General features: G+C 74.7%; 26 protein-coding genes and 1 tRNA gene. 17 read left to right on the top strand and 10 right to left on the bottom strand.

Annotated features, from left to right (window positions below):
- Nucleotides 1–188: 188 nt before the first annotated feature.
- From idi to ACT17Q_RS02040, 3 genes are all read left to right on the top strand, one after another.
- Nucleotides 189–788, top strand: coding sequence for an isopentenyl-diphosphate Delta-isomerase (gene idi, locus ACT17Q_RS02050; RefSeq protein WP_094181102.1), 600 nt, complete (start codon nucleotides 189–191; stop codon nucleotides 786–788).
- 5 nt (nucleotides 789–793) lie between these two features.
- Nucleotides 794–1,435, top strand: a complete 642-nt coding sequence (locus ACT17Q_RS02045) for a maleylpyruvate isomerase family mycothiol-dependent enzyme (protein WP_444664411.1) — start codon at nucleotides 794–796, stop codon at nucleotides 1,433–1,435.
- Nucleotides 1,436–1,510: 75 nt separating this feature from the next.
- Entirely contained in the window at nucleotides 1,511–2,020 is a 510-nt protein-coding gene (locus ACT17Q_RS02040; protein WP_444664409.1) for a mycothiol transferase, read from the top strand.
- A 15-nt stretch (nucleotides 2,021–2,035) separates the two neighbouring features.
- On the opposite strand, the gene ACT17Q_RS02035 is transcribed toward ACT17Q_RS02040, so the two are convergent.
- From ACT17Q_RS02035 to ACT17Q_RS02025, 3 genes are read right to left on the bottom strand one after another with little or no spacing between them, the layout of a single operon-like run.
- On the bottom strand, nucleotides 2,036–2,911 hold the full coding sequence (locus ACT17Q_RS02035) for an endo alpha-1,4 polygalactosaminidase (RefSeq protein WP_444664407.1): 876 nt from the start codon (nucleotides 2,909–2,911) through the stop codon (nucleotides 2,036–2,038).
- 39 nt (nucleotides 2,912–2,950) lie between these two features.
- Nucleotides 2,951–3,307, bottom strand: coding sequence for a TraR/DksA family transcriptional regulator (locus ACT17Q_RS02030; RefSeq protein ID WP_444664405.1), 357 nt, complete (start codon nucleotides 3,305–3,307; stop codon nucleotides 2,951–2,953).
- A 32-nt stretch (nucleotides 3,308–3,339) separates the two neighbouring features.
- Nucleotides 3,340–4,698 (bottom strand): hypothetical protein, encoded by a 1,359-nt coding sequence (locus ACT17Q_RS02025; protein WP_444664403.1) that lies wholly within the window; start codon nucleotides 4,696–4,698, stop codon nucleotides 3,340–3,342.
- A 245-nt stretch (nucleotides 4,699–4,943) separates the two neighbouring features.
- On the opposite strand from ACT17Q_RS02025, the gene cspE reads away from it, so the two are divergent.
- The 4 genes from cspE (at nucleotide 4,944) to ACT17Q_RS02005 (ending at nucleotide 6,899) form a co-directional block, all read left to right on the top strand.
- Nucleotides 4,944–5,147, top strand: a complete 204-nt coding sequence (cspE, locus tag ACT17Q_RS02020; protein ID WP_094181106.1) for a transcription antiterminator/RNA stability regulator CspE — start codon at nucleotides 4,944–4,946, stop codon at nucleotides 5,145–5,147.
- Nucleotides 5,148–5,251: 104 nt separating this feature from the next.
- Nucleotides 5,252–5,926, top strand: coding sequence for a DUF2510 domain-containing protein (locus tag ACT17Q_RS02015; RefSeq protein ID WP_444664400.1), 675 nt, complete (start codon nucleotides 5,252–5,254; stop codon nucleotides 5,924–5,926).
- A 68-nt stretch (nucleotides 5,927–5,994) separates the two neighbouring features.
- On the top strand, nucleotides 5,995–6,291 hold the full coding sequence (locus ACT17Q_RS02010) for a type II toxin-antitoxin system VapB family antitoxin (RefSeq protein WP_094182346.1): 297 nt from the start codon (nucleotides 5,995–5,997) through the stop codon (nucleotides 6,289–6,291).
- Nucleotides 6,288–6,899 carry a LytR C-terminal domain-containing protein gene (locus tag ACT17Q_RS02005; protein ID WP_094181107.1) on the top strand — a complete coding sequence of 204 codons (612 nt, stop codon included), beginning with the start codon at nucleotides 6,288–6,290 and terminating at the stop codon, nucleotides 6,897–6,899. Before ACT17Q_RS02010 ends, ACT17Q_RS02005 begins: the two co-directional genes overlap by 4 nt.
- Before the next feature lie 80 nt (nucleotides 6,900–6,979).
- On the opposite strand, the gene ACT17Q_RS02000 is transcribed toward ACT17Q_RS02005, so the two are convergent.
- Nucleotides 6,980–8,329 carry a uracil-xanthine permease family protein gene (locus tag ACT17Q_RS02000; protein ID WP_444664398.1) on the bottom strand — a complete coding sequence of 450 codons (1,350 nt, stop codon included), beginning with the start codon at nucleotides 8,327–8,329 and terminating at the stop codon, nucleotides 6,980–6,982.
- A gap of 165 nt (nucleotides 8,330–8,494) precedes the next feature.
- Here ACT17Q_RS02000 and ACT17Q_RS01995 point away from each other — a divergent pair, with 165 nt between their 5' ends.
- Together ACT17Q_RS01995 and ACT17Q_RS01990 are read left to right on the top strand one after the other, a co-directional pair.
- Entirely contained in the window at nucleotides 8,495–8,710 is a 216-nt protein-coding gene (locus ACT17Q_RS01995) for a hypothetical protein (RefSeq protein ID WP_094181109.1), read from the top strand.
- 125 nt (nucleotides 8,711–8,835) lie between these two features.
- Nucleotides 8,836–10,077 (top strand): glycosyltransferase 87 family protein, encoded by a 1,242-nt coding sequence (locus ACT17Q_RS01990; protein ID WP_444664396.1) that lies wholly within the window; start codon nucleotides 8,836–8,838, stop codon nucleotides 10,075–10,077.
- On the opposite strand, the gene ACT17Q_RS01985 is transcribed toward ACT17Q_RS01990, so the two are convergent.
- From ACT17Q_RS01985 to ACT17Q_RS01975, 3 genes are all read right to left on the bottom strand, one after another.
- Nucleotides 10,065–11,000, bottom strand: a complete 936-nt coding sequence (locus ACT17Q_RS01985) for an LLM class F420-dependent oxidoreductase (RefSeq protein WP_094181111.1) — start codon at nucleotides 10,998–11,000, stop codon at nucleotides 10,065–10,067. The two genes, ACT17Q_RS01990 and ACT17Q_RS01985, sit on opposite strands and share 13 nt — an antisense overlap.
- Before the next feature lie 322 nt (nucleotides 11,001–11,322).
- Entirely contained in the window at nucleotides 11,323–12,282 is a 960-nt protein-coding gene (locus ACT17Q_RS01980) for an Fpg/Nei family DNA glycosylase (RefSeq protein WP_444664393.1), read from the bottom strand.
- Between the two features lie 53 nt (nucleotides 12,283–12,335).
- Nucleotides 12,336–14,258, bottom strand: a complete 1,923-nt coding sequence (locus ACT17Q_RS01975; protein WP_141321120.1) for an AAA family ATPase — start codon at nucleotides 14,256–14,258, stop codon at nucleotides 12,336–12,338.
- Between the two features lie 176 nt (nucleotides 14,259–14,434).
- Between ACT17Q_RS01975 and ACT17Q_RS01970 the strand changes: the two genes are divergently transcribed.
- The 4 genes from ACT17Q_RS01970 to ACT17Q_RS01955 all read left to right on the top strand — a co-directional run bounded on the left by ACT17Q_RS01970 (nucleotide 14,435) and on the right by ACT17Q_RS01955 (nucleotide 19,305).
- Nucleotides 14,435–14,830 carry a L,D-transpeptidase gene (locus tag ACT17Q_RS01970; protein WP_444664391.1) on the top strand — a complete coding sequence of 132 codons (396 nt, stop codon included), beginning with the start codon at nucleotides 14,435–14,437 and terminating at the stop codon, nucleotides 14,828–14,830.
- A 156-nt stretch (nucleotides 14,831–14,986) separates the two neighbouring features.
- Nucleotides 14,987–16,402, top strand: coding sequence for an alkaline phosphatase (phoA, locus tag ACT17Q_RS01965; protein WP_141321116.1), 1,416 nt, complete (start codon nucleotides 14,987–14,989; stop codon nucleotides 16,400–16,402).
- Nucleotides 16,403–16,778: 376 nt separating this feature from the next.
- Nucleotides 16,779–18,245 carry an NAD-dependent succinate-semialdehyde dehydrogenase gene (locus tag ACT17Q_RS01960; protein WP_444664389.1) on the top strand — a complete coding sequence of 489 codons (1,467 nt, stop codon included), beginning with the start codon at nucleotides 16,779–16,781 and terminating at the stop codon, nucleotides 18,243–18,245.
- A 106-nt stretch (nucleotides 18,246–18,351) separates the two neighbouring features.
- Nucleotides 18,352–19,305 carry a diguanylate cyclase domain-containing protein gene (locus tag ACT17Q_RS01955; RefSeq protein WP_444664387.1) on the top strand — a complete coding sequence of 318 codons (954 nt, stop codon included), beginning with the start codon at nucleotides 18,352–18,354 and terminating at the stop codon, nucleotides 19,303–19,305.
- 36 nt (nucleotides 19,306–19,341) lie between these two features.
- On the opposite strand, the gene ACT17Q_RS01950 is transcribed toward ACT17Q_RS01955, so the two are convergent.
- On the bottom strand, nucleotides 19,342–19,935 hold the full coding sequence (locus ACT17Q_RS01950) for a TetR/AcrR family transcriptional regulator (RefSeq protein ID WP_444664385.1): 594 nt from the start codon (nucleotides 19,933–19,935) through the stop codon (nucleotides 19,342–19,344).
- 173 nt (nucleotides 19,936–20,108) lie between these two features.
- Between ACT17Q_RS01950 and ACT17Q_RS01945 the strand changes: the two genes are divergently transcribed.
- Nucleotides 20,109–21,602: an MFS transporter gene (locus ACT17Q_RS01945; RefSeq protein ID WP_444664383.1), complete on the top strand. Its 1,494-nt coding sequence runs from the start codon at nucleotides 20,109–20,111 to the stop codon at nucleotides 21,600–21,602.
- A 178-nt stretch (nucleotides 21,603–21,780) separates the two neighbouring features.
- Complete coding sequence (locus ACT17Q_RS01940) at nucleotides 21,781–23,040, top strand: serine hydrolase domain-containing protein (protein ID WP_444664381.1); 1,260 nt, start codon at nucleotides 21,781–21,783, stop codon at nucleotides 23,038–23,040.
- A 58-nt stretch (nucleotides 23,041–23,098) separates the two neighbouring features.
- Here the strand turns inward: ACT17Q_RS01940 and ACT17Q_RS01935 are convergent.
- Nucleotides 23,099–23,188: transfer RNA gene (locus ACT17Q_RS01935), tRNA-Ser, on the bottom strand.
- Nucleotides 23,189–23,390: 202 nt separating this feature from the next.
- On the opposite strand from ACT17Q_RS01935, the gene ACT17Q_RS01930 reads away from it, so the two are divergent.
- Nucleotides 23,391–24,209 carry an NAD-dependent protein deacetylase gene (locus tag ACT17Q_RS01930; RefSeq protein ID WP_444665351.1) on the top strand — a complete coding sequence of 273 codons (819 nt, stop codon included), beginning with the start codon at nucleotides 23,391–23,393 and terminating at the stop codon, nucleotides 24,207–24,209.
- Between the two features lie 21 nt (nucleotides 24,210–24,230).
- Here ACT17Q_RS01930 and ACT17Q_RS01925 read toward each other — a convergent pair whose 3' ends face one another.
- Nucleotides 24,231–24,668 carry a nucleoside deaminase gene (locus ACT17Q_RS01925; RefSeq protein ID WP_094182348.1) on the bottom strand — a complete coding sequence of 146 codons (438 nt, stop codon included), beginning with the start codon at nucleotides 24,666–24,668 and terminating at the stop codon, nucleotides 24,231–24,233.
- Nucleotides 24,669–24,791: 123 nt separating this feature from the next.
- Between ACT17Q_RS01925 and upp the strand changes: the two genes are divergently transcribed.
- A complete protein-coding gene (gene upp, locus ACT17Q_RS01920) occupies nucleotides 24,792–25,427 on the top strand; it encodes a uracil phosphoribosyltransferase (protein ID WP_094181120.1) in 636 nt (211 codons plus the stop codon).
- Nucleotides 25,428–25,433 lie beyond the last annotated feature (6 nt).

The following is a 25,433-nucleotide window of genomic DNA, read 5'->3' as shown; positions in this document are numbered from 1 at the left end:
GGCTCTCGTTCGTCGTCGCGCCAGGCGCGCGCACCACGGCCCGCACCCACCGCCACCGCCGAGTGCGCACGTTCGTGCTCGAGCGCGGACGACGAGCGTGCGCGCTCGACTCGGGACGTGCGCGGTCGGCGGGTGGTGCGGGGCGGGTTGGTTTCGCGGGTGGGGGTCCGGGGAGGCAGGGTGGGGGCGTGACCTCACCTGGGACGGCAACGGCCGACGAGCTCGTCGTGCTGCTCGACGACGACGGGACGCCCGTGGGGACCGCGCTCAAGCGCGAGGTCCACCACGCGACGACTCCCCTGCACCTGGCGTTCTCGTCGTACGTGGTCGACCCGGACGGACGCCTGCTCGTGACGCGGCGCGCGTGGGACAAGGCGACGTTCCCGGGCGTGCTGACCAACTCGTGCTGCGGGCACCCGGGACCGGGCGAGGCGTTCGAGGACGCGATCCGGCGGCGGCTGCACGACGAGCTGGGCATCACGGAGGCGGGGCCGGTGGTGCCGCTGCTGCCGGACTTCCGGTACCGCGCTGAGAGCGGCGGGATCGTCGAGAACGAGATCTGCCCGGTGTTCGCGGTGCGCGTGCCGGCGGACGTCGTCGTGACGCCGGACCCGAGCGAGGTCGCCGAGGTGCGGTGGATGCCGTACGCGCAGTTCCACGACCTGGCGCTCACGCACCCGGAGGCGAGCCCGTGGGCGCGTCTGCAGGTGGAGCAGCTCGGCCGCGAGGTCGACTGGTCGGCGCTGCTCGACGGCCCTGCGGCACGTCGCTCCGCACGAGAGGGCTGAGAGCCGTGCGAGGACGTGACGACGAGCTGTGGGTCCTGGCGCGCGACGAGCGGGCGGCGTTCGCGGAGGACCTCGAGCGCCTGAGCCCCGAGCAGTGGCGGCACTCGACGCTGTGCGGGCAGTGGGACGTCGAGGAGGTCGTCGCACACCTGGTGGCTGCGGCTCGCACGGGCCGGTGGGCCTGGCTGCGCAGCATGGTCGGGGCACGGTTCCGTCCGGACGTGCACAACCGGCGCCGCATCGAGGAGCACCGCGGTCGCACGCCCGCGGAGACGCTCGAACGGCTCCGCGCGGTCGTGGGCTCGACGACGGCCGCGTCCGGGCACACCCCCGCGTACCTGGGGGAGGTCGTCGTGCACGCCCAGGACGTCCGCCGGCCGCTGGGCATCGCACGTACCCCGGACGTCGCGGCTCTCACACCCGTCGCGGAGTTCTACGCCGCGCGTGACTTCGCGGTCGAGAGCCGCACGGTCGGCGCGGGGCTGCGGCTGGCGGCCGACGACGGCCCGTTCGCCTCCGGTGACGGGCCGCTGGTGAGCGGCTCCACGCTCGCGCTGGTGATGGCCATGGCCGGACGGGCGGCGTACCTCGACGACCTCACGGGCCCGGGACTGGCCGTCCTGCGCGACCGCCTGACGCCGTCGTAGCCGAGCTCGGGCCCCACCCGGCGCTCGCGCGACCCGCACCTTACGGTGGGACGGACCGACGAGGACGGAGGGGCCATGCACGCGAAGGACGTCCTGGCGGACGGGTTCGGGCGGATCGACGACCTGGTGCGCCGCGCGGTGGAGGGCTCCGACGAGGCGCTGCTCACGCGCCGGATCGACCCGGACGCGAACACGCTCGCGTGGCTCGCGTGGCACATCGCGCGCGAGCAGGACGGGCAGGTCGCCCCGCTCGCGGGCACGGAGCAGGTGTGGACGTCACGCGGCTGGTCGCAGCGGTTCGGGCTGCCGTTCGACGACTCCGCGATCGGGTACGGGCACACGTCCGACGAGGTCGCGCAGGTCGTCGCGACGGCGGACCTGCTGCTCGGCTACCTGGCTGACGCGACCGCGGCGTCGCTCGCGTACGTCGAGCGCCTCGCCGACGAGGACCTGGACGTGGTCGTCGACGAGCGCTGGGACCCGCCCGTGACGCTCGGGGTGCGGCTCGTGAGCATCCTGGGCGACGCGTTCGAGCACGCGGGCCAGGCGGCGTACCTGCGGGGGGTGCTCGACCGCACGGCCTGACCGGCGGGATCGCGCTCAGCAGGTCTCGTGCACGGCGTCCGGGTCCGAGCGCGGCAGCACGTCGCGGTCGCGCAGCACGACCGACAGACCCCGGTCCCGATGCGCCGCGTGCGACCGGGAGTCGCAGGCCTCGTCGAACGCGGCGCGGCTGTACTCCACGTCGAGCACCACCGGGTACGCGGAGGTGTACATCGCGCACTCGTCCCACTCCTGGCACTCCTCGCTGACCGCGAGGTCCGCCCCGAGCGCACGGACCTGCCGGGTGAGCTCGGCGGTGTTCTTCTGCGCGAACGCCAGCCCGCGCGCGTGCGCGCGCTCGACGAGCAGCGCGGCGTACGCGAGGGCGTGCTCCGCGGTGAGCAGGCCGTGCGAGCGCGTGTACGAGTCGAGGTTGTCGACCTCGACCGCGTCGAAGCCCGCGGCCGCGCACGCGTCGACCACCGCCCCGACGCGCTCGGCGACTCGTGCCCGCAGCGCGTCCGTGCGCAGGTCGTAGAGCGCCTCGTCGGGCCAGCCCTCGTCCCGCACGGGCTCGCCGTCGTCGTGCAGGACCAGCTCGGGCGCCGCGCGCAGCAGCTGCTCGGTCTCGTCGGGCTGCGTCTGGAAGCCGTTGACGTAGCAGACGTCGTAGCGACCGCTGGGTGCCTCGGTCGAGTCCCGGACGACGACGCGCGTCGCGTCGAGGGGCTCGTCGGCGCCGCCCAGCTGGTACTCGAACGGCGAGCCCGGATCGGGCAGCGCGACGAGGGGCGCCGGTGGTGACGCCGACGACGAGGGCCGCGGGGCGGTCGTCGTGCACGCCCCGAGGGCGACGAGCAGCGCGCCGACGACGAGCGCGGCGAGCGGTGCACGCGCGGGGCGCCGCCGCGGGCGGGTGGGGCTCGTCGTCACCGCGTCACTGTAGGCGCGGTCGGGTCAGCGCCGCCCGGGTCAGCGCGGCGCGTGCGCGACGCACGTGGTCGCGGTGGGGCGGGCGAGCAGCCGCGCCGGGTCGATGGGCTCCCCGCCGACGACGCACGTGCCGTAGGTGCCCGCGGCGAGCCGGTCCAGCGCGGCGTCGACCTCCGCGAGGCGCCGGCGCACGTCGGCGGCGAGCGCGTCGACCTGCGCGCGCTCGAACGCGATGGTCTGCCCCTCGGGGTCGTGCTCGTCGTCGATGTTGGCGCCCCACGCCGCCTCGACCAGGTCCGACTTCGCGGCGCCGAGCCCGACCGCGCGCTCGAGCGCGTCGGCGCGCAGCGCGAGCAGCCGCGCGCGCACCTCGTCGTCGTCCACGGGCAGCGCCATGCCCGCCACCCTCGCACGCGGACGCGCGGACCTCACCCCCAGACCTCCACGGTGCTGACGACGAGCGCACCCTCCCGGTCCGGGTCCACGCCTGCGACGACGAGCACGCTCCGGTCCCGCAGGAGGTCGAGCTCGAGCGCACGGTGCACGAGCGCCCCGGGCACGCCGTGCACGCGCGCGGTGACCTTCTGGTGGTCCCCGTCGCGCGCGCACACGACCTCGACCTCGGCCTCGAACGCGGTCCCCGCACGCGTGCGGGCCGGCACGACGAGGTGCGCGAGCACGTCGTCGTCGAGCCGGACGTCCACGGTCGCGGCCCGGGCGAGCCGCTGCGTGACCACGCCCCGCACGACCACGCGGAACCGGGTGCCCGCCGCGCGGTACCGACGCGCCCGCACGACGCGGCGCAGCTCGACGTGCGCGCGGGGGTGCCGGGAGTCGACGTCCTCGTCGTCGTAGGACGCGCCGAGCGTGAGCAGCGGCCGGTGCGCGTTCGCCGTCGTCCGCGCGAACGAGCCCTCCTGCCAGCCCCAGCTCGTCAGGTCGGCGGACACCCCCAGCTCGACGAGGTCGCGCTCGTTCGCGTCGTCGCCCTCGCCGAACTGCACGCTCGAGGTGTTGTGCACCTGCGAGTTCACGACCGCGAGCCCGACGCCGTTGCGCCGCAGCCGCAGGAACCGCAGGTTCGCCACCGACATGCCGTTCAGCTGCATGCCCGTGCCGCAGTCCTCGATCGTCAGGTAGTCGACGTGGCCGTTGCAGTTCTCCTTGGCCTTGAGCCCGATGGGGCAGCCCCGGATGACGAGCTGCTCGTCGTAGGAGCGGGCGATGTCGTAGGAGCGGAACACGTGGTGGTGCTCCTGCACGCCGTGCTTGGTGAGGTTCTCGACGATCCCGCCCGCCACCGCGTACGTGCAGTGGTCGAGCACCCCGATCCCGACCTGCCCGACCCCCTGCCCGTCGACGTGGCAGTTGTGCCAGTGCAGCAGGCTGCGGCGGCGCACGTCCACGGCGTGCGCGAACCCGCCGCGGAACGCGAGGTCCTCGAGCCACACGGACACGCCGTCGTAGGCGCGCAGCCCGAACCGGTACCCCGGGTGCGCGGCGTGGTCGATGACGGCGAGCGGCCGGTTCGGGTGCCCGCCGACCCGCGGCCCGACGATCCGCAGGAAGTCGTGCTGCGCGAGCCCTCGCGCGCCCGTCAGGGCGATCCCGCCGGTGTACGTGCCGGGACCGACGTCGATCGTCCAGCCCGCCTCGTACGCCGGGCCTGCCGCACGCCAGCGCGCGGCGGCCGTGGCGACCTGCCGCAGCGCGGTGCGGGGCGTGCGGCCGTCGGCCTCGTCGTCCCCGTCCTCGCGGACGTACAGGGTGGTGCGGCTCGCGCTCACGCCGCGCACCGTAGCAACGGCGCGACCTGCGCAGGGGCCGTTGTGCACAGGCATCCGGGGGATCCCCTGGACGGACGTCCACGCAGGCCTCCCCGGCGGCGTCCGCGGCCGGTACGGTGGGCGCCGTAGTCGCAGTGCATCGCTTGTCACCGTGTGCTTCCGCCGCGGGCCGGACGACGTTTCACCGTGATCACCGGTCCCGGCACCGCCGGGGTCGTCCCGCCGCAAGGAAGTAGAACGGCCACATGGCAACTGGCACCGTGAAGTGGTTCAACGCCGAGAAGGGGTACGGCTTCATCGCCCCCGACGACGGCGGACCCGACGTCTTCGCCCACTACTCGGCCATCCAGTCGAGCGGCTTCCGCTCGCTGGAGGAGAACCAGAAGGTCGAGTTCGAGGTCACCGAGGGCCAGAAGGGCCCGCAGGCCGCGAACATCCAGCCGCTCTGACCTGACGTCGCGCGGGCACGCACCGCGCAGTCGTCGCACGGACGGCGGGTCTGCACGGGCCCGCCGTCCGCCGTCCTGCGGCCGCGGGCCGTCACGCTCGGCTCATGACGCTCGGCTCATGGCGCACGGCTCATGGCGCTCGGCTCATGACGCGCTGCGCGCGTGCCGACAACCCAGGCGACGAGGACGACGAGAGCCGCGCGCACCACGAGGACACGATGACGACGCCGATCCCCGGCTGGTACCCCGATCCCCAGCGCCCCGACCAGGTGCGCTGGTTCGACGGTGCCTCGTGGACCGCGCACGTGCGGCAGGCGCGACGTGCGGCCCCCGGTCCGACGAAGCCGCCGTGGTCGGGCGGGAAGATCGCCCTCGTCTCGGTCGGGAGCGCGGTCGCCGCGGGCGTCGTCGTCGTCGGGGCCGGGCTGCTCGCGGCCCCGCGGGTGGTCGCCATGTGGGACGACGAGCTGTTCGACGAGTCGCTGCGCGGCCAGTCGTGCGAGCAGGTCGCGGTCGACGAGGTCCGCCTCGCCGCCGAGGACGCCGCCCCGGGCGACGTCGCACTCGTCGCGATCGACCAGGTCCGCACGGTCGAGGACCACCTCGCGACCGCCACCCGGCCGGCCGACGGGGCCGAGGCGCACCTGCTGACCTGCGAGGGCATGGCGCGGTGGGCCGACGGCTTCCAGCGCCCGGTGCGCCTCGTCCTGACCATCGACAGCGACAACCAGACCTGGATCGACAACACATGGGACGAGAGCTCGACGGGCAGCGCGTGACCGTCCGCACGCCCGTGCTGGGCGTGGTCCGGTCCGCGCCCGGCGCCGCGCACCCTAGAGTGGCCTCCGTGATCTTCAAGGCCGTGGGCGAGGGCAGGCCCTACCCTGACCACGGGCTCGAGACGACCAAGCAGTGGGCCGAGGTCCCGCCGCGCCAGGTCCGTCTCGACGAGCTCGTCACGACGAAGCGGACGCTGGACCTCGACGCGCTGCTCGCGGAGGACTCCACGTTCTACGGCGACCTGTTCGCGCACGTCGTGCAGTACAAGGGGATCCTGTACCTCGAGGACGGGCTGCACCGCGCGGTGCGCGCGGCCCTGCAGCAGCGTCCCGTGCTGCACGCCCGGGTGCTGGTGATCGAGTGAGCGACGTGGACCGCGCCCGGGCCCTGCGCCGGCGCCACATGCACGAGCGGCAGGCCGTGATCTTCGGCGTGCTGCTCGCGGCCCTCGCGGTCGTCGGACTCGGCTCGGCGGCCGTGTACACGGGGAGCCTGAGCCTGCCGTTCATGGAGCAGGAGTTCGCGGCGGAGCCCACGCCGAGCGCGACCACCCGCAGCTACCCGTGCCCGCCCGACGGCGCGCTGCCCGTCCCGTACGGGGACATCACCGTCAACGTGTACAACTCCACGTCCACGGCCGGGCTCGCGGCGGCGACGCTCAAGGGCTTCACGGACCGCGGGTTCGCGGGTGGTGAGGCCGACAACCAGCCGACGTTCGACGGCACGGTGCGCATCGCGTTCGGCCAGTCGGGCATCGCGGCGGCGTACACCGTCGCGGCGCACGTGCAGAAGCCGCAGTTCGTGCTCGACGGTCGCAAGGGGCCCGAGATCGACGTGGTGCTCGGCACCAAGTTCAAGGCGCTCGTGCCGGCCGACGAGGTCGGCCTCGACCCCGAGAAGCCGCTCGCGGCCCCCAAGGGCTGCACCAAGGTGCCGGTGGCCGGCGCGACCAGCGCAGCCCCCACGAGCTGACACCGCTCTGCTCCTGACCACCTCCCGTCGCACGACGAAGGGGCCGGTCCTCGGCGGGACCGGCCCCTTCGTCGTCCGGGTCAGTGCGCCGCGACCTCGTCGCCGGCCGGGGCCGACGCCGGCGAGGCGGGCTCGAGCGACGTCCCACGCCACCGCGCGACCAGGCGCATCAGGTGGTAGACGCCGATCGCGGACGCCGTGCCCAGCGCGATGCCCGAGAACGTCAGGTCCCCGACGACCCACGTGTAGTCCGCGATGCCGACGATCAGCGCGATCGCCGCCGGCGTGAGGTTCACCGGGTTGGAGAAGTCGACCTTGTTCTGGATCCAGATGCGCGCCCCGAGCAGGCCGATCATGCCGTAGAGCAGCGTCGCGGCCCCGCCGATCACGCCCTGCGGCACGGTCGCGATGGCCGCGCCGAACGTCGGCGACATCGACAGCAGAAGCGCGGTGAACCCCGCCACCCAGTACGCCGCGGTCGAGTACACGCGCGTCGCGGCCATGACGCCGATGTTCTCGGCGTACGTCGTCGTGCCCGACCCTCCGCCGAGGCCGGCGAGGCTGGTCGCGACACCGTCGGCGAGCAGCGCGCGGCCCGTCACCGGGTCGAGGTCGCGGCCCGTCATCGCGGTCACGGACTTCAGGTGGCCGATGTTCTCCGCGATCAGGACCAGCACCACCGGGAGGAACAGTCCCAGGGTGCTGCCGTCGACCCGCGGCGTCACGAACTCGGGCAGGCCGATCAGCGGCGCGTCACGCAGCGCGTCGAAGTCGACCTCGCCCCGCAGCATCGCGAACACGTAGCCGACGACCACGCCGACGAGGATCGACAGCCGGCCGAGGATGCCGCGGAACAGCACCGTGCACAGCACGATCGAGCCGAGCGTCACGAGCGCCGTCACGGGCGCGGACCGGAACCCGGAGTCCTCGCTCTTGCCCCAGGCGGCGCTCGCGAGGTTGAGCCCGATGAGCGCGACGATCGTGCCCGTCACCACGGGCGGCATCGTCACCTCGATCCACCGCGTCCCGACGAGGTGCACGAGCACGCCGACGGCCGCGAGGGTCAGGCCCGTCGCGAGGATGCCGCCGACCGCGACCTGCTTGCCCCCGCTCGCGGTCGCCGCGAGGATCGGCGCGATGAACGCGAAGCTCGAGCCCAGGTAGCTGGGCACGCGGTTGCCCGTGATGACGAGGAACGCGAGCGTCCCGACCGCCGAGAAGAACAGCGTCGTCTGCGGCGAGAAGTCGGTGATCAGCGGCACCAGGAACGTCGCGCCGAACATCGCGACGACGTGCTGCATGCCGATGCCGATGGTCCGCGGCCACGAGAGCCGCTCGTCGGGTGCGACCACCTCACCCGGAGGGATCGAGCGCCCGTCGCCGTGCACCTTCCACCCGCCCAGCCCGAGCGTGCTCCTGACCCTGGCCACCACCGCCACGTCGTCCTCCTGTCGGCCCGACACCCGGGCGTCACCACGAGCGGTCGGGCGACCGCTCGCCCCCGGGAGAAAGGTAGTGGTCGGGCCCGCCGCGCGGGGTGCGGATCCGCATGCCATCTTCGTGGGGTAACGTCCGCATCGACTCGGGAGGCCGAGATGTCCGAGAACGACCCGACCGTCACCCCGCCCACGCCGAGCCACGTCGTCCCCGGGGACGCGCCGGACCCGGTCGTGAGCACCGCTCCGAGCGCGCCGCCCGCACCCGACGAGGGACGGGAGGAGGACGTGGACGAGCTGCTCTCGCAGGAGCGTCCCGTCGTGATCCCGCCCGCGGGACCGCAGACGGGCGTCGCCGTCCCGCCCGTGCACTGACCACCACGCCCCGCCGGTGAGCGGGGCCGACCGAACCGGAGGCCCCGCTGCACCGCCTGCTGCGCTCGTCGCTGCCCGTCTGGACCGCGTTCCTGCTGGTCCACGCCTGGTTGCTGGTCCTGGGGGTGTACCTGCGCCCCACCGAGACGTTCTGGGACCTCGACCTGTACCGCTGGTGGATGTGGCTCGGCCTGCACGAGGGTGTGTGGCCGGTGCTCGACGGGCCGTGGGTCTACCCCGCGGGCGCGGTCGCGCCGATGCTGCTGGCCGCGCTGGGCGGCACCGGGTACGGGCCGGGGTTCTCGCTCGCGTGGAGCCTGCTGGTCACCGCGCTGAACGCGGTGGGGCTGGTGGCGCTGCTGCACGCGCCGCGCGTCGTCGGGCACCGGCGCATCGAGCGCACGACGACGGGCGCGTGGTGGTGGGTCGCGTTCACCGCGCTGCTGGGTCCGGTCGCGATGGGCCGGCTCGACGCGGTCGTCGCGCCCGTGGTGGTCGTGGCGCTCGTGGTCGCGCTGCGGCACCCGCGGCTCGCCGCGGCGCTCCTGACGCTGGGCGCGTGGGTCAAGGCCGCGCCCGGCGCGCTGCTGCTCGCGCTCGTCGTCGTGGTCCGCCGCCCGTGGCGTGAGGTGGTGCTGCCCGCGGCACTCGTGTGCGCGGGCGTCGTCGGTCTCGTGCTCGCCGGCGGGGGCCGCGAGCACCTGCTGTCGTTCCTGTCCGAGCAGGGCGAGCGCGGACTGCAGATCGAGGCGGTCGGCGCGACGCCGTGGATGCTCGCGAGCCTCGTCTCCCCCGACCTGCGCGTCGAGCTCAACGCGGAGCTCGTGACGTGGGAGGTGCACGGGCCCGGCACCCAGGCCGTCTCCGACACCCTCGGCGTCCTGTTCGTGCTCGGCGTCGCCGCCGCGGGCGCGCTCCTGTGGTGGTGCGCGCGGCGCCTCGGCCCGCGGCTGTGGTCCGACGACACCGCGCGCGCCCAGCTGCTGCTGCGCGGGGCGCTGCTGGTGGCGACGCTGCTCATCGTCCTCAACAAGGTCGGCTCGCCGCAGTACGTCGGGTGGATCGCGCCGCCGGTCGCGGTGGCGCTCGCGCTGCGCCTGCCGGGCTGGCGGGTCACCGCGTGGCTCGTCGCGGGCGTCGCGGGTGCCACGCAGCTCGTCTTCCCGTGGCTGTACTCGCAGATCACCGCGGGCGGCGCGGGCGCGACGGCGCTGCTGGCCGCACGCAACGTCGCGCTCGTCGTGCTCGCCGCGACGGTCGTCGTCGCGCTCGTACGGGACGCGCGCGACGAGCCCGCGCCGCCCGACGACGACACGTCGCCCATGCCCGGCGGGCAGCTCCCCGAGACCGCGTCTCAGCCGAGCTGAGGCGCGACCGCGTCCGCGACCAGCTCGAGGTGGTCGAGGTCGGCCAGGTCGAGCATCTGGAGGTAGACGCGGCTCGCACCGAGCCCGCGCAGCCACTGCAGGCGCTCGACGACCTCGCCGGGCGTGCCCGCGAGCCCGTGCTCGCGCAGCTCGGCGGGCTCCCGGCCGATCGCCGCGGCGCGGCGCGCGAACTCCTGCTCGTCCGTGCCGACGCACAGCACGAGCGCCGCGGACAGCACCAGGTCGTCGGCCGGGCGGCCGATCTCCTCGCACGCCTGGCGGGCGCGCGCGAACTTCGCCTCGACCGTGTCGAGCTCCGGGAACGCGAGGTTGAACTCGCTCGCGAACCGGGCCGCGAGCGCGGGGGTGCGCGTGGGGCCGTTGCCGCCGACGATCACCGGCACACCCGGCCGGCCGTGCACCTGCTGCGTCGGCTTCGGCAGCGCCGGGGAGTCCGTGAGCGTGTAGTGCTCGCCGTCGAACGAGTACGTCTCGCCGACCGGGGTGCCCCACAGGCCGGTCACGATCTCGAGCTGCTCCTCGAGCAGGCCGAACCGCTTCGCCGGGAACGGGATGCCGTACGCCGTGTGCTCCTGCTCGAACCAGCCCGTGCCGAGCCCGAGCTCGACGCGACCGCCGGACATCTGGTCGACCTGCGCGACCTGGATCGCCAGGATGCCCGGGTAGCGGTACGTCACCGACGAGACGAGGGTGCCCAGGCGGATCCGGCTCGTCTCGCGCGCGAGGCCGGCGAGCGTGGTCCACGCGTCCGTCGGTCCCGGCAGGCCGGGCGTGCCCATGCCCAGGTAGTGGTCGGAGCGGAAGAAGGCGTCGAAGCCCAGGTCCTCCGTCGCGCGGGCGACGCGGAGCAGGTCGTCGTAGGTGGCACCCTGCTGAGGCTCGGTGAAGACACGAAGTTCCATCCCGCATCATCCCGCACCACGAGTTGCCCGCCCCAACCACCCCACCACCCCGCGCGAGACCGCCGTTCCTCCGGGAAAGGCCCGCCAGAGCCGGAGCAACCACGGGGTCGGCGTCCTCGTCCCGCGCGAGACCGCCGTTCCTCCGGGAAAAACCCGCCAGAGCCGGAGCAACCGCGGGGTCGGCGTCCTCGTCCCGCGCGAGACCGCCGTTCCTCCGGGTAAGACCCGCCAGAGCCGGAGCAACCGCGGGGTCGCGGGTCGGTCGGAGGGTGGGGGCGGGTCGGGCGGGGGGGTGGCCCGGGTGGGTCCGCCGGGGCGGGGGTCAGGGGCGGGTCTGGCAGCGGGGGCAGCGGTAGAGCTTGCGGGCGGCCATGTCCTCGACGACGACGGGCGTGCCGCACACGCGGCACGGCTCACCGGCCCGCCCGTACACCCAGTGCCGCAGCGTGCGGTCGGTCAGGGCGGCACGGCGCTCGTCGGGCGTGAGGTCCTCGCGCGTGAGCATGACGCCCGTCGCGATGCCGTCCGGCAGCAGCCGTGCCCAGTCGTCCCACAGCGCGCGGGCGACCTCGGCCGGCACCTGCCTGCCCGGCGTCCACGGGTCGAGGCGCGCGCGGAACAGCAGCTCCGCGCGGTAGATGTTGCCGATCCCCGCGACGACCGACTGGTCCATGAGCAGCTGGCCGACGGCCACGCCGCGTGCCCGCAGCCGTCGGACCACCTCGGCACCCGCGGCGTCCAGGTCGGTCACGCTCGCCGGGTCGGGCCCGAGCCGGGCGACCACCGCGGCCGCCTCGTCGGGGTCGAGCACCTCGCACGCCGACGGCCCGCGCAGGTCCGCCACGGTCGTGTCCGACGCGAGCCGGACCCGCACCGCACCGACCGGCTCGGGCGGGAACGGGCCGTCGTCGTGCGGCACCCCCGCGACCAGGCCGCCCTCGTCGGCGGGCGACTCGCGCTCGTCCTCCCCCATGCGCACCGCCCGGCGCAGCCGCGGTGCCCCGAGCGACCCCCAGGCGGCCTCGCCCGGCGTGAGCGGCGTCAGCCGGCCGTGGAAGTCCCACGCCCCGTACAGCCCGAGGTGCACGCGCAGCACGTCGCCCGACGAGAACGCGCAGAACAGGTGCTTGCCGACGGCCGAGGCGCTCTCCATGACGTGACCGTCGAGCCGCGCCGCGCCGGCGGCGAACCGCCCCTGCGGGGAGCTCACGGCCAGCGGGCGGCCGACGAGGTCGAGCGTGAGCTGCCGCGCGATCCGGTGAACGGTATGACCCTCGGGCACCCCCGCAGGCTACCGACCCGACGCGTCCGACGAGTCGTCGAGGTACGCCGCGGTCAGGCGGCCGGAGGACGCGTGATGCGGGCGCCCATCGCCGCCGCGAGCACGGGACGGGACGCCCGGACGTCGGCCTGCGTCTGGGCGCGCTCGAGCACGTCGGTGATCTCCGGGCCGATGAGCTCGTGCCGCTCGAGCAGCGCGTCGCGCAGCGCCTCGACCAGGTGCCGGTTGCGGGACAGCAGGCGCCGCACGGTGGAGCGCGCGTCGTCGAGCACGCCCTCGAGCTGCTCGCGCGAGGCGGAGTCGGCCAGCACCGCGGACACGAGGTCGCGGTCGACGGCGAGGAACGAGACGAGCGACCCGGTCATGCCGGCGGCGCCGACCATCTGGGCGGCGGTGCGGGTCGCGGCCGCCAGGTCGCTCGCAGGGCCCGTCGTCGTCTGCCCGAAGAACAGCTCCTCGGCGACCCAGCCGCCCATCGCGATCTGCACGAGCGCCTGCAGGTCGTACTGCGAGTGCGTCCACACCTCCTCGCAGTCCGTGTGCGCGAGCAGTCCGAGCGCCTCACCGCGGCGGATGATCGTCAGCACCTCGAGCGTGCGGTTGGGTGCGACGAGCCACGCGACGGTCGCGTGGCCGGCCTCGTGGGTCGCGATGAGCTCCTGCTCGGCCGTGGTGTACCGAACGGGCTGGCCGATGCCGACCATCTCGGTGATGCGCGCCTGCTCGACGTCCTCGAACGACATGGTGAGCGAGCCACGGCGCAGCGCGTTGACGAGCGCCTCGTCGAGCAGGTGCTCGATCATCACGGGCGTCCAGCCGTTGGTGGCCGCGGCGATGCGGTCGCGCAGCGTCGGCTCGTCGAGCGACACCTCGTGCGAGCGGCGCGCGAGGAAGTGGTCGACGAGCGCGCGGCGGCCGTGCGCGTCGGGGGTGGAGAACGTGAGGTGCCGGTCGAAGCGCCCCGGACGCAGGAGCGCGGGGTCGAGCGAGTCGGCGCGGTTCGTGGCCGCGATGAGCAGGATCGGCGCGCGCCCGGGCCGGCGCTGCTTGAGCTGCTTGTGCGCCGGCAGGAGGAGGTTCACGGCCGCGACCGCCCGGTTGTACAGCTTGTCGCCGCCGGTGGGCTCGTCGAACGACTGCATCTGGACCAGGAGCTCGTTGACCACGCCGCCCGTGCCCTCGGACACCACGGCGTTCGTCGTCGTCCCCCCGACCCCGGGCAGGTGAACGGCGGGCAGGCGCACGGCGGGCGACTGCACGCACGCGCCCGCCGCCGAGAGCCCCGCGGGCAGCCCCGACGAGGACCCTGCCGACGCCCCGAGCATCCCCCCGCGGCGCAGGGCGATCGCGTCGATCTCCTCGATGAAGCCGATGGCACCGCCCTCCCGGCGTGCCGTGCGACGCAGCGCCTTGAAGTACGCGCGGATCTTGCGGGCCGTCGCGCCGTAGTACATCGACTGGAACGAGGTCGCGGACACGAACAGGAAGGGCACGCCCGCCTCGGCGGCCATCGCCTTGGCGGTCATGGTCTTGCCGGTGCCCGGCAGGCCCTCGAACAGCAGGCCGCGCCGCGGGGTGCCGCCCATCTGGTCGGCGAACCGGCGGTGGGTCTGGAACAGGTCGATCGAGCGGCGCACGTCCTCCTTGACGGGGTCGATGCCGATGACGTCGTCGAGCGTGACGTCCACCTGCTCGGGGCGGTAGACGAGGTGCGGCGAGCGCGACGTCCCGACGGTCGTCAGCACGACGATGAGCAGCATCGCGACGAAGAACACGACGATCGTCACGAGGAACGGGTCGACCGGGGGCAGCTGCGGCAGCAGCGGCCAGCCCTGCAGCGAGCCGACGACGACCCACGCCTCCACCGCGAGCACCACGGCCGCGAGCCGGTACACCCGGCGGCGGCGCATCCGCTCACGCTCGATCGCGATGTCGTGCGCACCCTGACGGATCGGTGACAGCAGCTCGTCGGCCACGAGGGACTCCTCTCGGGGGCGCGCACGCCGGGCACGCGGTCAGGGCGGCGCGCGCGGCGCCGCGTGCGCCCATCGTCGAGCGGGTGACGGACCTTCGCAATACGCGACAATTCGGACCACCCGTTCGGCCTAGACCCCGGTTCGAGGTCGACGCGCGCCCCGGCTGGCTGCGCGTCATGGTCGCGGCCCGGGCCGCGTGCCCGTCGCAGGACCCGACGCGCGTCAACCAGCGCACGGCGTGGGTGCGCACCGCCGACACCGCACGGTCCGGCACGGACTGGCGGCTCACGGTCGACACGGCCGCGCGGCCCACACCGCCGGGCCCGCAGTTCGTCGTCGGCACGTTCTGGGCCGAGCCGGGCACGACGACGCGGCGCGTGGTCCTGCTCTCGTCGCAGAGCGAGACGATGGACGCGTACGACACGCTTACGCGCACGTCGGCCACCGCGTTCCACTCCACCACGCTGCGTTCGCGCGGCGAGGTGTCCAACGGCTGCGTCCGGCGGGCCGACGACGTGCTCGACGTGCTGTGGCGCACGGTACCGGCGGGCACGCTCGTCGTCGTGCGCTGACCGGCGCACCCGGGCGGTTCGTCGTGTTCGTCCGATGCTCGTCCGCGCGTCCCCACCCCGTCACCTGCCCGGTGCCCGCACGCCACCCGGCGCCGGTGGACTGCCGTGCGGCCCGCGCACCCCCGCGGCGGGCACACCCAGGTGGAGGAGCCCCTGATGAGGACACGCAAGCTGCGCGCGGCCGCCGTCGCGACAATCGTCGTCGCGCTCACGGCCGGCGCCGCGACGGGCTGGGCCGCGACGAGCGACCTGACCGGGAACGGCGACGCCCGCCGGATCTCCGGCAACCAGACCCAGGAGCTGCGCCGCCAGCTCGACCCGGGCCCGGCCCGCAACGTCATCCTGCTCGTCGGCGACGGCATGGGTGACTCGGAGATCACCGTCGCCCGCAACTACGCGCTCGGTGCCGCCGGACGCTTCGCCGGCATCGACGCGCTGCCGCTCACCGGCCAGTACACGACGTACGCGCTCGAGAAGGACGGCACGCCCGACTACGTGACGGACTCGGCCGCGTCGGGCAGCGCCTGGGCCACGGGCACCAAGACGTACAACGGGGCGGTCTCGGTCGACGTCACCGGCAAGGCCCAGCGCTCGATCCTCGAGCTCGCACGCGCGAACGGTCTGCGCACCGGCAACGTCTCGACCGCCGAGATCCAGGACGCGACCCCAGCGGTGCTCGCGTCGCACGTCACGAGCCGGTCCTGCTACGGCCCGGTCGCGACGAGCAGGACGTGCCCGACGAACGCGCGCGAGAACGGCGGGCGCGGCTCGATCTCCGAGCAGATCCTCGACACGCGGGCGGACGTGACGCTCGGCGGCGGCGCGACGACGTTCGGCGAGAAGGCCGTCGCCGGCCCCTGGGCCGGGCGCACGCTGCTCCAGCAGGCGGCCGACCGCGGCTACCAGGTGGTCACGGACGCCGCGTCGCTCGCCGCCGTGAAGCGCGCCGACCAGAAGACGCCCGTGCTCGGGCTGTTCGCGCCCGGCAACCTGCCCGTGCGTTGGACGGGCCCGCTCGCGACCCGCACCGGCGGCGCCGAGCCGGCCGTGCGCTGCACGCCCAACCCCGCGTACGGGACCGCCCCGACCCTCGCGGAGCTCACCCGGACCGCGATCCGGCTGCTCGACCAGAAGCACGCCCGCACCGGGTTCTTCCTGCAGGTCGAGGGCGCGAGCATCGACAAGCAGGACCACGCCGCCAACCCGTGCGGTCAGATCGGCGAGACGGTCGACCTCGACGAGGCCGTGCGCGCCGCACTCGACTTCGCGAAGAAGGACCGCCACACGCTCGTCGTCGTGACCGCCGACCACGCGCACTCGAGCCAGATCGTCGCCGCGGGCAGCACCACGCCCGGCCTCACGCGCACGCTGCTCACCGCGGACGGCGTCCCCATGACCGTCGCGTACGGCACCGCGGAGGCCGGCGGCTCGCAGCAGCACACGGGCAGCCAGCTGCGGGTCGCGGCGTACGGGCCATGGGCCGCGAACGTCGTCGGGCTCACCGACCAGACGGACCTGTTCTTCACGATGCGTGACGCGCTGCGCCTCGACCCGCGCAGGCCCGCGCGCTGACCGCAGGCCACCCCGACGCGGGCCCGACGCACGTTCGTCGGGCCCGCGTCCGCGTCCGCTCCGGTTCCTCGACCCCGACCACACCACGGCGTGGCGCGCGGGCGCGCGCCGGTGGTCGCTCGCGTCCGAGGTGCTGGTGTGCGGCTCCCTCGGGATCGTCGTGATCGGCCTGAAGTACCTGCTGCACCGACCGCCGGGCACCTGCCCGCGCCCGGCCGTCAATGGGTGGAGAAACGCTCACCTGGCGAGCGTTTCTCCACCCACAGCGCCCGGGCGGGCCGGCGACGCCGTGCCGGAGGGGGGCGGGCGTGGCACGCTCGCGGGGACGGTGGGGCGCGGCGCGGGAGGTCGGCTGGTGATGGGTGAGGGTGCGGACGTGAGCCGCGAGGCGGACCTGCTGGCGCGGGTCCCCGACGGCCTGCTCGTCGGCGGGCGGTGGCGCGCGGCGTCCGACGGCGCGACGTTCCCGGTGCACGACCCGAGCGACGGCTCGGTGGTCAAGCAGGTCGCGTCCGCCACGGTCGAGGACGGCCGCGCGGCGCTCGACGCCGCGGTCGACGCGTTCCCCGCGTGGTCCCGCACACCCGCCCGCGAGCGCGCCGAGGTCCTGCGCCGGGCGTTCGACCTGGTGGTCGAGCACGCCGACGACCTCGCGCTGCTCATGACCGTCGAGATGGGCAAGCCGCTCGCGGAGTCGCGTGCCGAGGTCACGTACGGCGCGGAGTTCCTGCGCTGGTTCGCCGAGGAGGCCGCGCACGTGCAGGGCCGCTACGGCGCGAACCCGCAGGGCACGGGGCGGATGGTCGTCACGCAGCACCCGGTCGGGCCGTGCTACCTGATCACGCCGTGGAACTTCCCGCTCGCGATGGCCACGCGCAAGATCGCGCCCGCGCTCGCGGCGGGCTGCACGGTCGTCGTGAAGCCGGCCTCCCTCACCCCGCTGACCACGTTGCTCGTCGCGCAGCTCCTGCTCGACGCGGGTGTCCCGGCGGGCGTGGTGGACGTGGTCACGACGACGCGCACGGGCCCGGTGTCCGAGGCCGTCATCGGCGACCCGCGGCTGCGCAAGCTGTCCTTCACGGGGTCCACGCCCGTGGGCAGGCAGCTGCTCGCGCAGGCCGCGGGCGGGGTGCTGCGCACGTCGATGGAGCTCGGCGGCAACGCGCCGTTCGTCGTGTTCGACGACGCGGACCTCGGCACGGCGGTGGACGGCGCGATCGCGGCCAAGTTCCGCAACATCGGCCAGGCGTGCACGGCGGCGAACCGGTTCCTGGTGCACCGCTCGCTCGCCGACGAGTTCGCTCGGCGGGTCACCGAGCGGGTCGCGGCGTTCCGTACCGGGCGCGGCACGGAGGAGGGCGTGACGATCGGGCCGCTGATCGACGACCGCGCGGTGGCGAAGGTGGAGGAGCTGGTCGACGACGCGGTGTCCCGCGGTGCACGGCTGCTGACCGGTGGCTCCCGGGTCGAGCGGCCCGGCTCGTTCTACGCCGCGACGGTGCTGGCCGACGTGCCGCAAGACGCGGCGCTCCTGCGCGAGGAGATCTTCGGCCCGGTGCTCGCGATCGTCCCGTTCGACGACGAGGACGAGGCCGTGCGCCTCGCGAACGACACCGAGTACGGGCTGGTCTCGTACGTGTTCACCGAGAGCCTCGCGCGCGGGCAGCGCATGGTCGAGCGGCTCGAGACGGGGATGACGGGGCTCAACGTGGGCGTCGTCTCCGACGCGGCGGCCCCGTTCGGCGGGTGGAAGCTCTCCGGCCTGGGCCGCGAGGGCGGCGCGGAGGGCATCCACGAGTACCTCCAGACCAAGTACACGCTCACGGCCGACCCGTTCGCCTGAGCCTTGCCGTCGCCCCGGCGGACGGTCGGTGACCGCTCGGTGAACTCTTGTGCGCGGTGTCCGTTCGGACCGATTCACCGCGCCGGTCGTCGGGCAGCATGCCCGCGTGGCGAACGACGTGGAGATGCTGGTCAGGGCGGCGCGGGCCGCCGGTGGGGTGCACCGGACGGTGGACGACCTGGCGGTCGACCTGCCCGTGGTCGAGCCCGACGTCCCGATGAGCGACGTCGAGGCGTTCTTCCGCTCGCCCCTGGTCTCGTGCCTGGGCGTGCGGGGGCACGACGAGGCCGCGATCGGGCTCCTGACGCGGGCGCGGTTCACGGACGCGCAGACGGGCCGCCTCGGCTTCGGGCGCGCGGTGCTGTCCCGCCGGCCCGTGGGCGAGGTCGCGGACTGGGCGCCGCTCGTCGTCGACGCGGGCACGAGCATCGCCGAGGCGGCGACGCGGGCGATGGAGCGCACGGGTGCCGCGCGGTACGACGACGCGGTGGTGCGCTCCGCGACGTGGGCGTCGGTCGCGACCGGTGACCTGGTGCTGTCGCTCGTCGCGTCCCTGACGACGAGGTCGCTGCACGACCCGTTGACGCGCCTGCCGGGCCGGGAGATGGTGCTGCACACGCTGCGCTCGTGGTCGGCGATGCTCGCGGGCTCGGGGCGCCGGCTGGTGCTGCTCGTCGCGGACGTCGACGGGTTCGGCGCGCTCAACGCGTCGCACGGGCCGGACGCGGCGGACGAGTTCCTGCGCCGCGTCGCGGCCCGCCTGCAGGCGGCGCTGCCGGGCGGGAGCCTCGTGGGCCGGACCGGGTCCGACGAGTTCATGGCGGTGACGATGAGCGGCGCGGGCGACGAGCGGCTCGCGCGCCACGTGTCGCTGGTGCGCGGTGCGGCGATGCGCGCGCTCACCCCGCAGCGCGGCGACGACCGGCCGGTGCGCGTCGTCGTCGCGGCGGGGCCCGAGCGACCCGAGGACCTCGTGGCCGCGGCGCTCGCGCAGATGCAGGCGACCAAGCAGCACCCCGCCGCGGCGGCCCTCGTGGGTGAGCTCGCGCGCTCGTCGTGACCGCGCCGTCCGGCGCCGGTCGCGTGCGCCGGGTGGTCAGGCCGGCGCGGGCGCGGACCAGCGCAGGCCGTCGAGCAGGAGGCGCAGGACGCGCACCGTGCTCTCACGGTCGGCACTCTCGGAGCCCGCGAGGCACACGCCGCTCACCGCGCGCATGAGGTCGCCCGCGTCCACGTCCGCGCGGATCGCGCCCTGCTCCTGGGCGGCGACGACGAGCCGGGAGGCGGCGGCGAGCATGCGCTCGCGCCCCTCGGCGAACACCTGCTGCGCGTCCGGGCCGAGCCCGGCCTTGAGCGCCGAGGCCATGCCGCGCTTGCGGATCACGTAGTCGACGAACGACAGGACCCAGTCGTCGAGGGCCTCCGCCGCGGGGCGCTCGGCGAGCAGCTCGTCGGCGTGCGCGACGAACGCGTCGAGGCTCGAGCGGTAGACGGCGGCGATGAGGTCGAGCCGCGTCGGGAAGTGCCGGTACAGCGTGCCGATGCCGACGCCCGCGGCCTTGGCGACGTCCTCGAGCGAGACCTCGGTGCCGCTCGCGTCGAACGCGGCGCCGGCGGCCTCGAGGATCTTCGAGCGGTTGCGCGCGGCGTCGGCGCGCAGGGGGCGCTGCGTCGTCGTCCGGTCGCTCACCTGGTCACCTGCCTTCGTCGCGCTCGTCGTCGTCCGGCCCGTCGTGGCCGTCCGGACGCCATGCTCCCACGGGGACGGGGAAACACGGTTGCTCAACCGGAGGCATCCTCCGTATAGTCATATCCGGAGGCGGGTTCCGCTTCTGCTCCCACCCTAACCCCGCGGAGGTCCGCATGATCGCGCCCGCGTCCCCTCGTCGCCGTCCGGCCTCGTCCGTCCTCGTCCTCGCGGCGATCCTCACCACCCAGCTCATGCTCGTGCTCGACATGACCATCGTGAACGTCGCGCTCCCCGACCTGCAGTCCTCGCTCGGCTTCACGCCCACCGGCCTGTCCTGGGTGCTCAACGCCTACACGCTCGCGTTCGGCGGGCTCCTGCTGCTCGGGGCCCGCACCGGCGACCTCCTCGGCAGGCGGCGCGTGCTCGTCGCCGGGATCGCGCTGTTCACCGCCGCGTCCCTCGTCGGCGGGATCGCCGCCGGCCCCGGCGTGCTGCTGGCGGCCCGCGCCGCGCAGGGCGTCGGCGCCGCGTTCGCCGCACCGTCCGCGCTCGCGCTGCTCATGGCCCGCTTCCCCGAGGGCGCCGAGCGTGCCCGCGCTCTCGGCTACTTCTCCGCCGTCTCGATCGGCGGCTCCGCGCTCGGCCTCATCGCCGGCGGCATGCTCACGCAGTGGGCGTCCTGGCGGTGGGTCATGTTCGTCAACGTGCCCATCGGTCTCGCCCTCGTCGCGCTCGTGCGGGCCGTGCTGCCCGAGACGCCGCGCCACCCCGGGCGGTTCGACCTCGTCGGCGCCGCGACCTCGACCATCGGCATGACCGCGCTCGTGTACGGGTTCGTCGAGGCGGCCGAGGACGGCTGGGGCGCACCCACGACCCTCGCCTCGTTCACCGTCGGTGCGCTCCTGCTCGCCGCGTTCGTGCTCACCGAGCTGCGCGCACCCGCACCCATCACGCCGCTGCGGCTGTTCGCCGACCGCACGCGCTCCGCCGCGCTCGGCGGACGGCTGCTCCTCATGGCCGCGATGACCGGGCTGTTCTTCTTCCTCACGCAGTTCCTGCAGGACGTCCTCGGGTACTCACCGCTCGCCACGGGCGTCGCGTTCCTGCCCATCACCGTCATGCTGCTCGTGTTCTCCCAGGTCAGCGCGCGGCTCATGCAGCGCGTCGGGAACCGGCCGCTGCTCGTCGTCGGCCTGGCGACCACGACCGTCGCGCTCCTGCTGCTCTCCCGCATCGACGCCGGCACCGGCTACCCGCAGATCCTCGTCGCGCTCGTGCTGTTCGGGATCGGGAACGGGCTCGCGTTCGTGCCGCTCACCGCGGCCGGCCTGCAGGGTGTCGACCCGCGCGACGCGGGTGCGGCCTCCGGGCTCGTCAACGCGTCGCAGCAGATCGGCGGCGCGCTCGGGCTCGCGGTGCTCGTCACGGTCGCGGAGTCGGCCGCGCGTGCCGCCGCACCGGTCGGGGCCACCGCGCTCGAGGTCGCCCGCCACGCGTTCGTCGCGGGCGCGCAGCAGGCGTTCCTCGTCGGCGCCGGGCTGACCGCCGCGACCGTCGTCCTGCTCGCCGCCCTGGTGCGCCGCCCCGCCCCAGCCCCCACCGTCGTCACCCCGCACCGCGAGGCCGCGGCCGACGAGCGCACCCCGGAGCTCGCGCTCGCGGACTGACGCCCACTAGGGGTTCCCCCACCCCCGACTGGGGTGGTCCCCCGATGGTGGCGCCCGGGCCCCACCGACCACGCTGGAGCATGCCGGGATCGATGCAGGTCAGGCCGCTGACACACGGCTCGACCTGCATCGGTCCCCGCATCCGCCGAAGGCCGCCGACGCCGCACGAGGAGCTCCGATGACCGCTCGCACCGCACCCTCCACGACCCTCGTGCCCCGCACCGCGCCGCGCCGGCCGCGGCGCCCCGCGCGGCTGTCGGCGCTCGCCGCGGTGTGCGCCGTCGTCGCGGGGACCGCGATCGCTGTACCGGCCGTCGCCGTGGCCGGGGACCGCGGACCCGCACCCGGCTCGGGCCCCGGCGGGCCGCGCGGCGACGACGCGCAGCGGGCCGTCTCACGGCTCGTCGAGCAGCACGGCGTCCCCGCCGTCCTCGCGGCCGTGACCGAGACCTCGGGCCGCGAGCGCGACCTCGTCGCCGGCGTGCGCAGCCTCGAGCACGGCGGGCGCGTGCCCCTCGACGGCCAGGTGCGCGCGGGGTCCAACACCAAGACCTTCGTCGCCACCGTCGTCCTGCAGCTCGTCGGCGAGGGCACGGTCTCGCTCGACGCGCCCGTCGAGACGTACCTGCCGGGCCTGGTGCGCGGGCCCGTCGACGGGCACGACATCACCGTGCGGGACCTGCTGCAGCACACCAGCGGCATCGGCTCCTACACCGACGGCCCGCCGTTCGTCGTCGACGGCGAGCCCCGGCTCGTCGGGGTCAAGGACCTCTACCTCGAGCCGTACGAGCTCGTGCGGCTCGGCCTCGCGCGGCCCGCCACCCCCGCCGGACGCTGGTCGTACTCCAACACCAACTACGTGCTCGCCGGGCTCGTCGTCCAGAAGGTCACCGGCCGCCCGCTCGGGGAGGCGATCACCGAGCGCATCATCCGGCCCCTGCACCTGACCGGCACCTACGTCCCCGCACGCGGGGAGCGGACCCTGCGCGGACCGCACGCGCTGGGCTACCACGCCGAGCCGGCCGGCAGCGCCCTCGTCGAGCACAGCGCGATCGACCCGTCGACGTCCTGGGGCGCCGGGGACCTGGTCACCACGCCCGGCGACCTCAACACCTTCTTCCGCGCGCTCCTGGGTGGGCGGCTCCTGCGCCCGGCCGAGCTCACGCAGATGACGACGACCGTCGCCATGGACCTGCCGGGCATCCCCACCACCATGCGCTACGGGCTCGGGCTGCAGTCGACCGAGCTCTCGTGCGGGCGCCTCGCGTGGGGCCACGGCGGGATCATCCCCGGCTACCAGACCGAGGGCGGCGTCACCGCCGGCGGCCGCGCCGTCACCATCGCGACGACGGCCATGCACGGCGTCCTGCCCGCGGAGCACGCCGCCGCGGTCACCCAGGAGATCGCGGCCACCATCGACCGTCTCCTGTGCGCCTGACGGGGCGACGACGAAGGGCCCCACCCGGTGCAGCGCGCTGCGGGTGGGGCCCTTCGACTGGCGGTAGCGGTGGGATTTGAACCCACGGTGGACTTTCACCCACACACGCTTTCGAGGCGTGCTCCTTAGGCCGCTCGGACACGCTACCTCGGTGCAGAAGGGTACCCGCTCGGGCCCGATGCTCCGAATCCGGTCCAGATCCACCTCCGGCCAGGGCCCGGGAGTCCCGCGCGGTGCCGACGTACCGTGGTCGGGTGACGCCCGAGACCCGCTCGACCCGCTACGCGGCGCCCGCCCAGCGCACCGACGAGGCGCGCCCGGCCGCGGGGACGTTCGCCGAGGTCGTCGCACTGCTGCGCGGCAAGCGGCTCACGGTGCTGACGGGCGCGGGCGTCTCGACCGACTCCGGGATCCCGGACTACCGCGGCCCGGACTCCCCGCCGCGCACCCCGATGACGTTCCAGCAGTTCGTCGGCGACGAGGCGTTCCGTCGCCACTACTGGGCCCGCAACCACGTGGGCTGGCGGCACGTGCACCGCACCGAGCCGAACGCGGGGCACCGCGCTCTCGCGGCGATGGAGGCGCGGCGCGTCGTCGTCGGGGTCGTCACGCAGAACGTGGACCTGCTGCACGAGGACGCGGGCTCGCGCAACGTGATCGACCTGCACGGCCGCTACGACCGCGTGGTCTGCCTGTCGTGCGGGCACGTGGTGTCCCGCGCGCATCTCGCGCAGCGGCTCGAGGAGCTCAACCCGGGGTTCGTCGAGTCCGTGGGCGCGGTGGGCGACGTCGAGATCGCGCCCGACGCGGACGCGGTGATCGAGACGACGAGCGGGTTCGTCGTCGCGGACTGCGAGGTGTGCGGCGGGATGCTCAAGCCGGACATCGTGTACTTCGGCGAGACGGTGCCGCGGGAGCGGGTCGAGCGCGCGTACGCGATGGTCGACGCCGCCGACGCGCTGCTCGTCGCAGGGTCCTCGTTGACGGTGCAGTCGGGGCTGCGGTTCGTGCGGCACGCCGCGAAGGCGGGCAAGCCCGTCGTCGTCGTCAACCGGGGTGCGACCCGGGGTGACGGCCTGGCGACGATCACGCTGGACGCGGGCACGTCCGAGACGCTCACGGCGCTCAGCGACAGACTCCCCACGCCCAGGACCGGCGACCCCGTCTAGCGTCGGGGCAGAGCCGGGAGGTCAGGGGTCGCGCTGGAGCTCGAAGAAGTGCCGCAGCAGCGCGCCGCACTCCTCGTCCCGCACGCCGCCGACCACCTCGACGCGGTGGTTGAGCCGGCGGTCGCGCACCACGTCCCACTGCGACCCGCACGCCCCGGCCTTCGGGTCCCACGCGCCCAGCACGAGCCGCGGGACGCGTGCGAGCACGATCGCGCCCGCGCACATCACGCACGGCTCGAGCGTCACGACGAGCGTGCAGTCGTCGAGGCGCCACCGGCCCAGCGTCGCGGCCGCCGCGCGCAGCGCCTGGACCTCGGCGTGGCCGGTCGGGTCGGCCTCCGCCTCCCGCACGTTGCGTCCGCGTCCGACGACCGCGCCGTGCGGGTCGACGACGACCGCACCCACCGGCACGTCGCCCGTCGCCACGGCACGCCGTGCCTCGTCGAGCGCGATCCCCATCGCCCACTCGTCCGCGACGTCCACCGGCCGTCCCCTGTCCACGCAGCCATGATGGCGCACCCGCCCGTCACAGGCGGGCGGGTCCCGGCACGGCGACCCCTACCGGCGAGTAGCCTGACGGGCATGCGCCTGCACGTCGCCGACCACCCGCTCGTCGCCCACAAGCTCGCCGTCCTGCGCGACGTGAACACCAAGTCGCCGACGTTCCGGCTGCTCGTCGACGAGCTCGTCACGCTCCTCGCCTACGAGGCCACGCGCGACGTGCGCACCGAGCAGGTGGAGATCACCACCCCGGTCGCGACGACGCTGAGCACCAAGCTCGCCTCCCCGCGCCCCCTCGTCGTGCCGATCCTGCGCGCCGGCCTCGGGATGCTCGACGGGATGACGCGGCTGCTGCCCTCGGCCGAGGTCGGGTTCCTCGGGATGCAGCGCGACGAGGAGACGCTCGAGGCGATCACGTACGCCAACCGTCTGCCCGAGGACCTCTCGGGGCGGCAGTGCTTCCTGCTCGACCCGATGCTCGCGACGGGTGGCACGCTCGTCGCGGCGATCGACTACCTGCTGCAGCGCGGCGCGCGTGACGTGACCGCGGTCTGCCTCATCGCGGCGCCCGAGGGCATCAAGGTCGTCGAGGACTTCGTCGGCGACCGTGCGGACGTGCAGGTCGTCGTGGCCGCCGTCGACGAGCGCCTCAACGAGAAGGCCTACATCGTCCCGGGCCTGGGCGACGCGGGCGACCGCCTGTACGGCGTCGTCTGAGCGACC

It is taken from the genome of Cellulomonas sp. CW35 (genome assembly GCF_052378485.1).
GTDB classification, from domain to species: domain Bacteria; phylum Actinomycetota; class Actinomycetes; order Actinomycetales; family Cellulomonadaceae; genus Cellulomonas; species Cellulomonas uda.
This window is presented reverse-complemented; position numbering and strand designations above follow the sequence as displayed.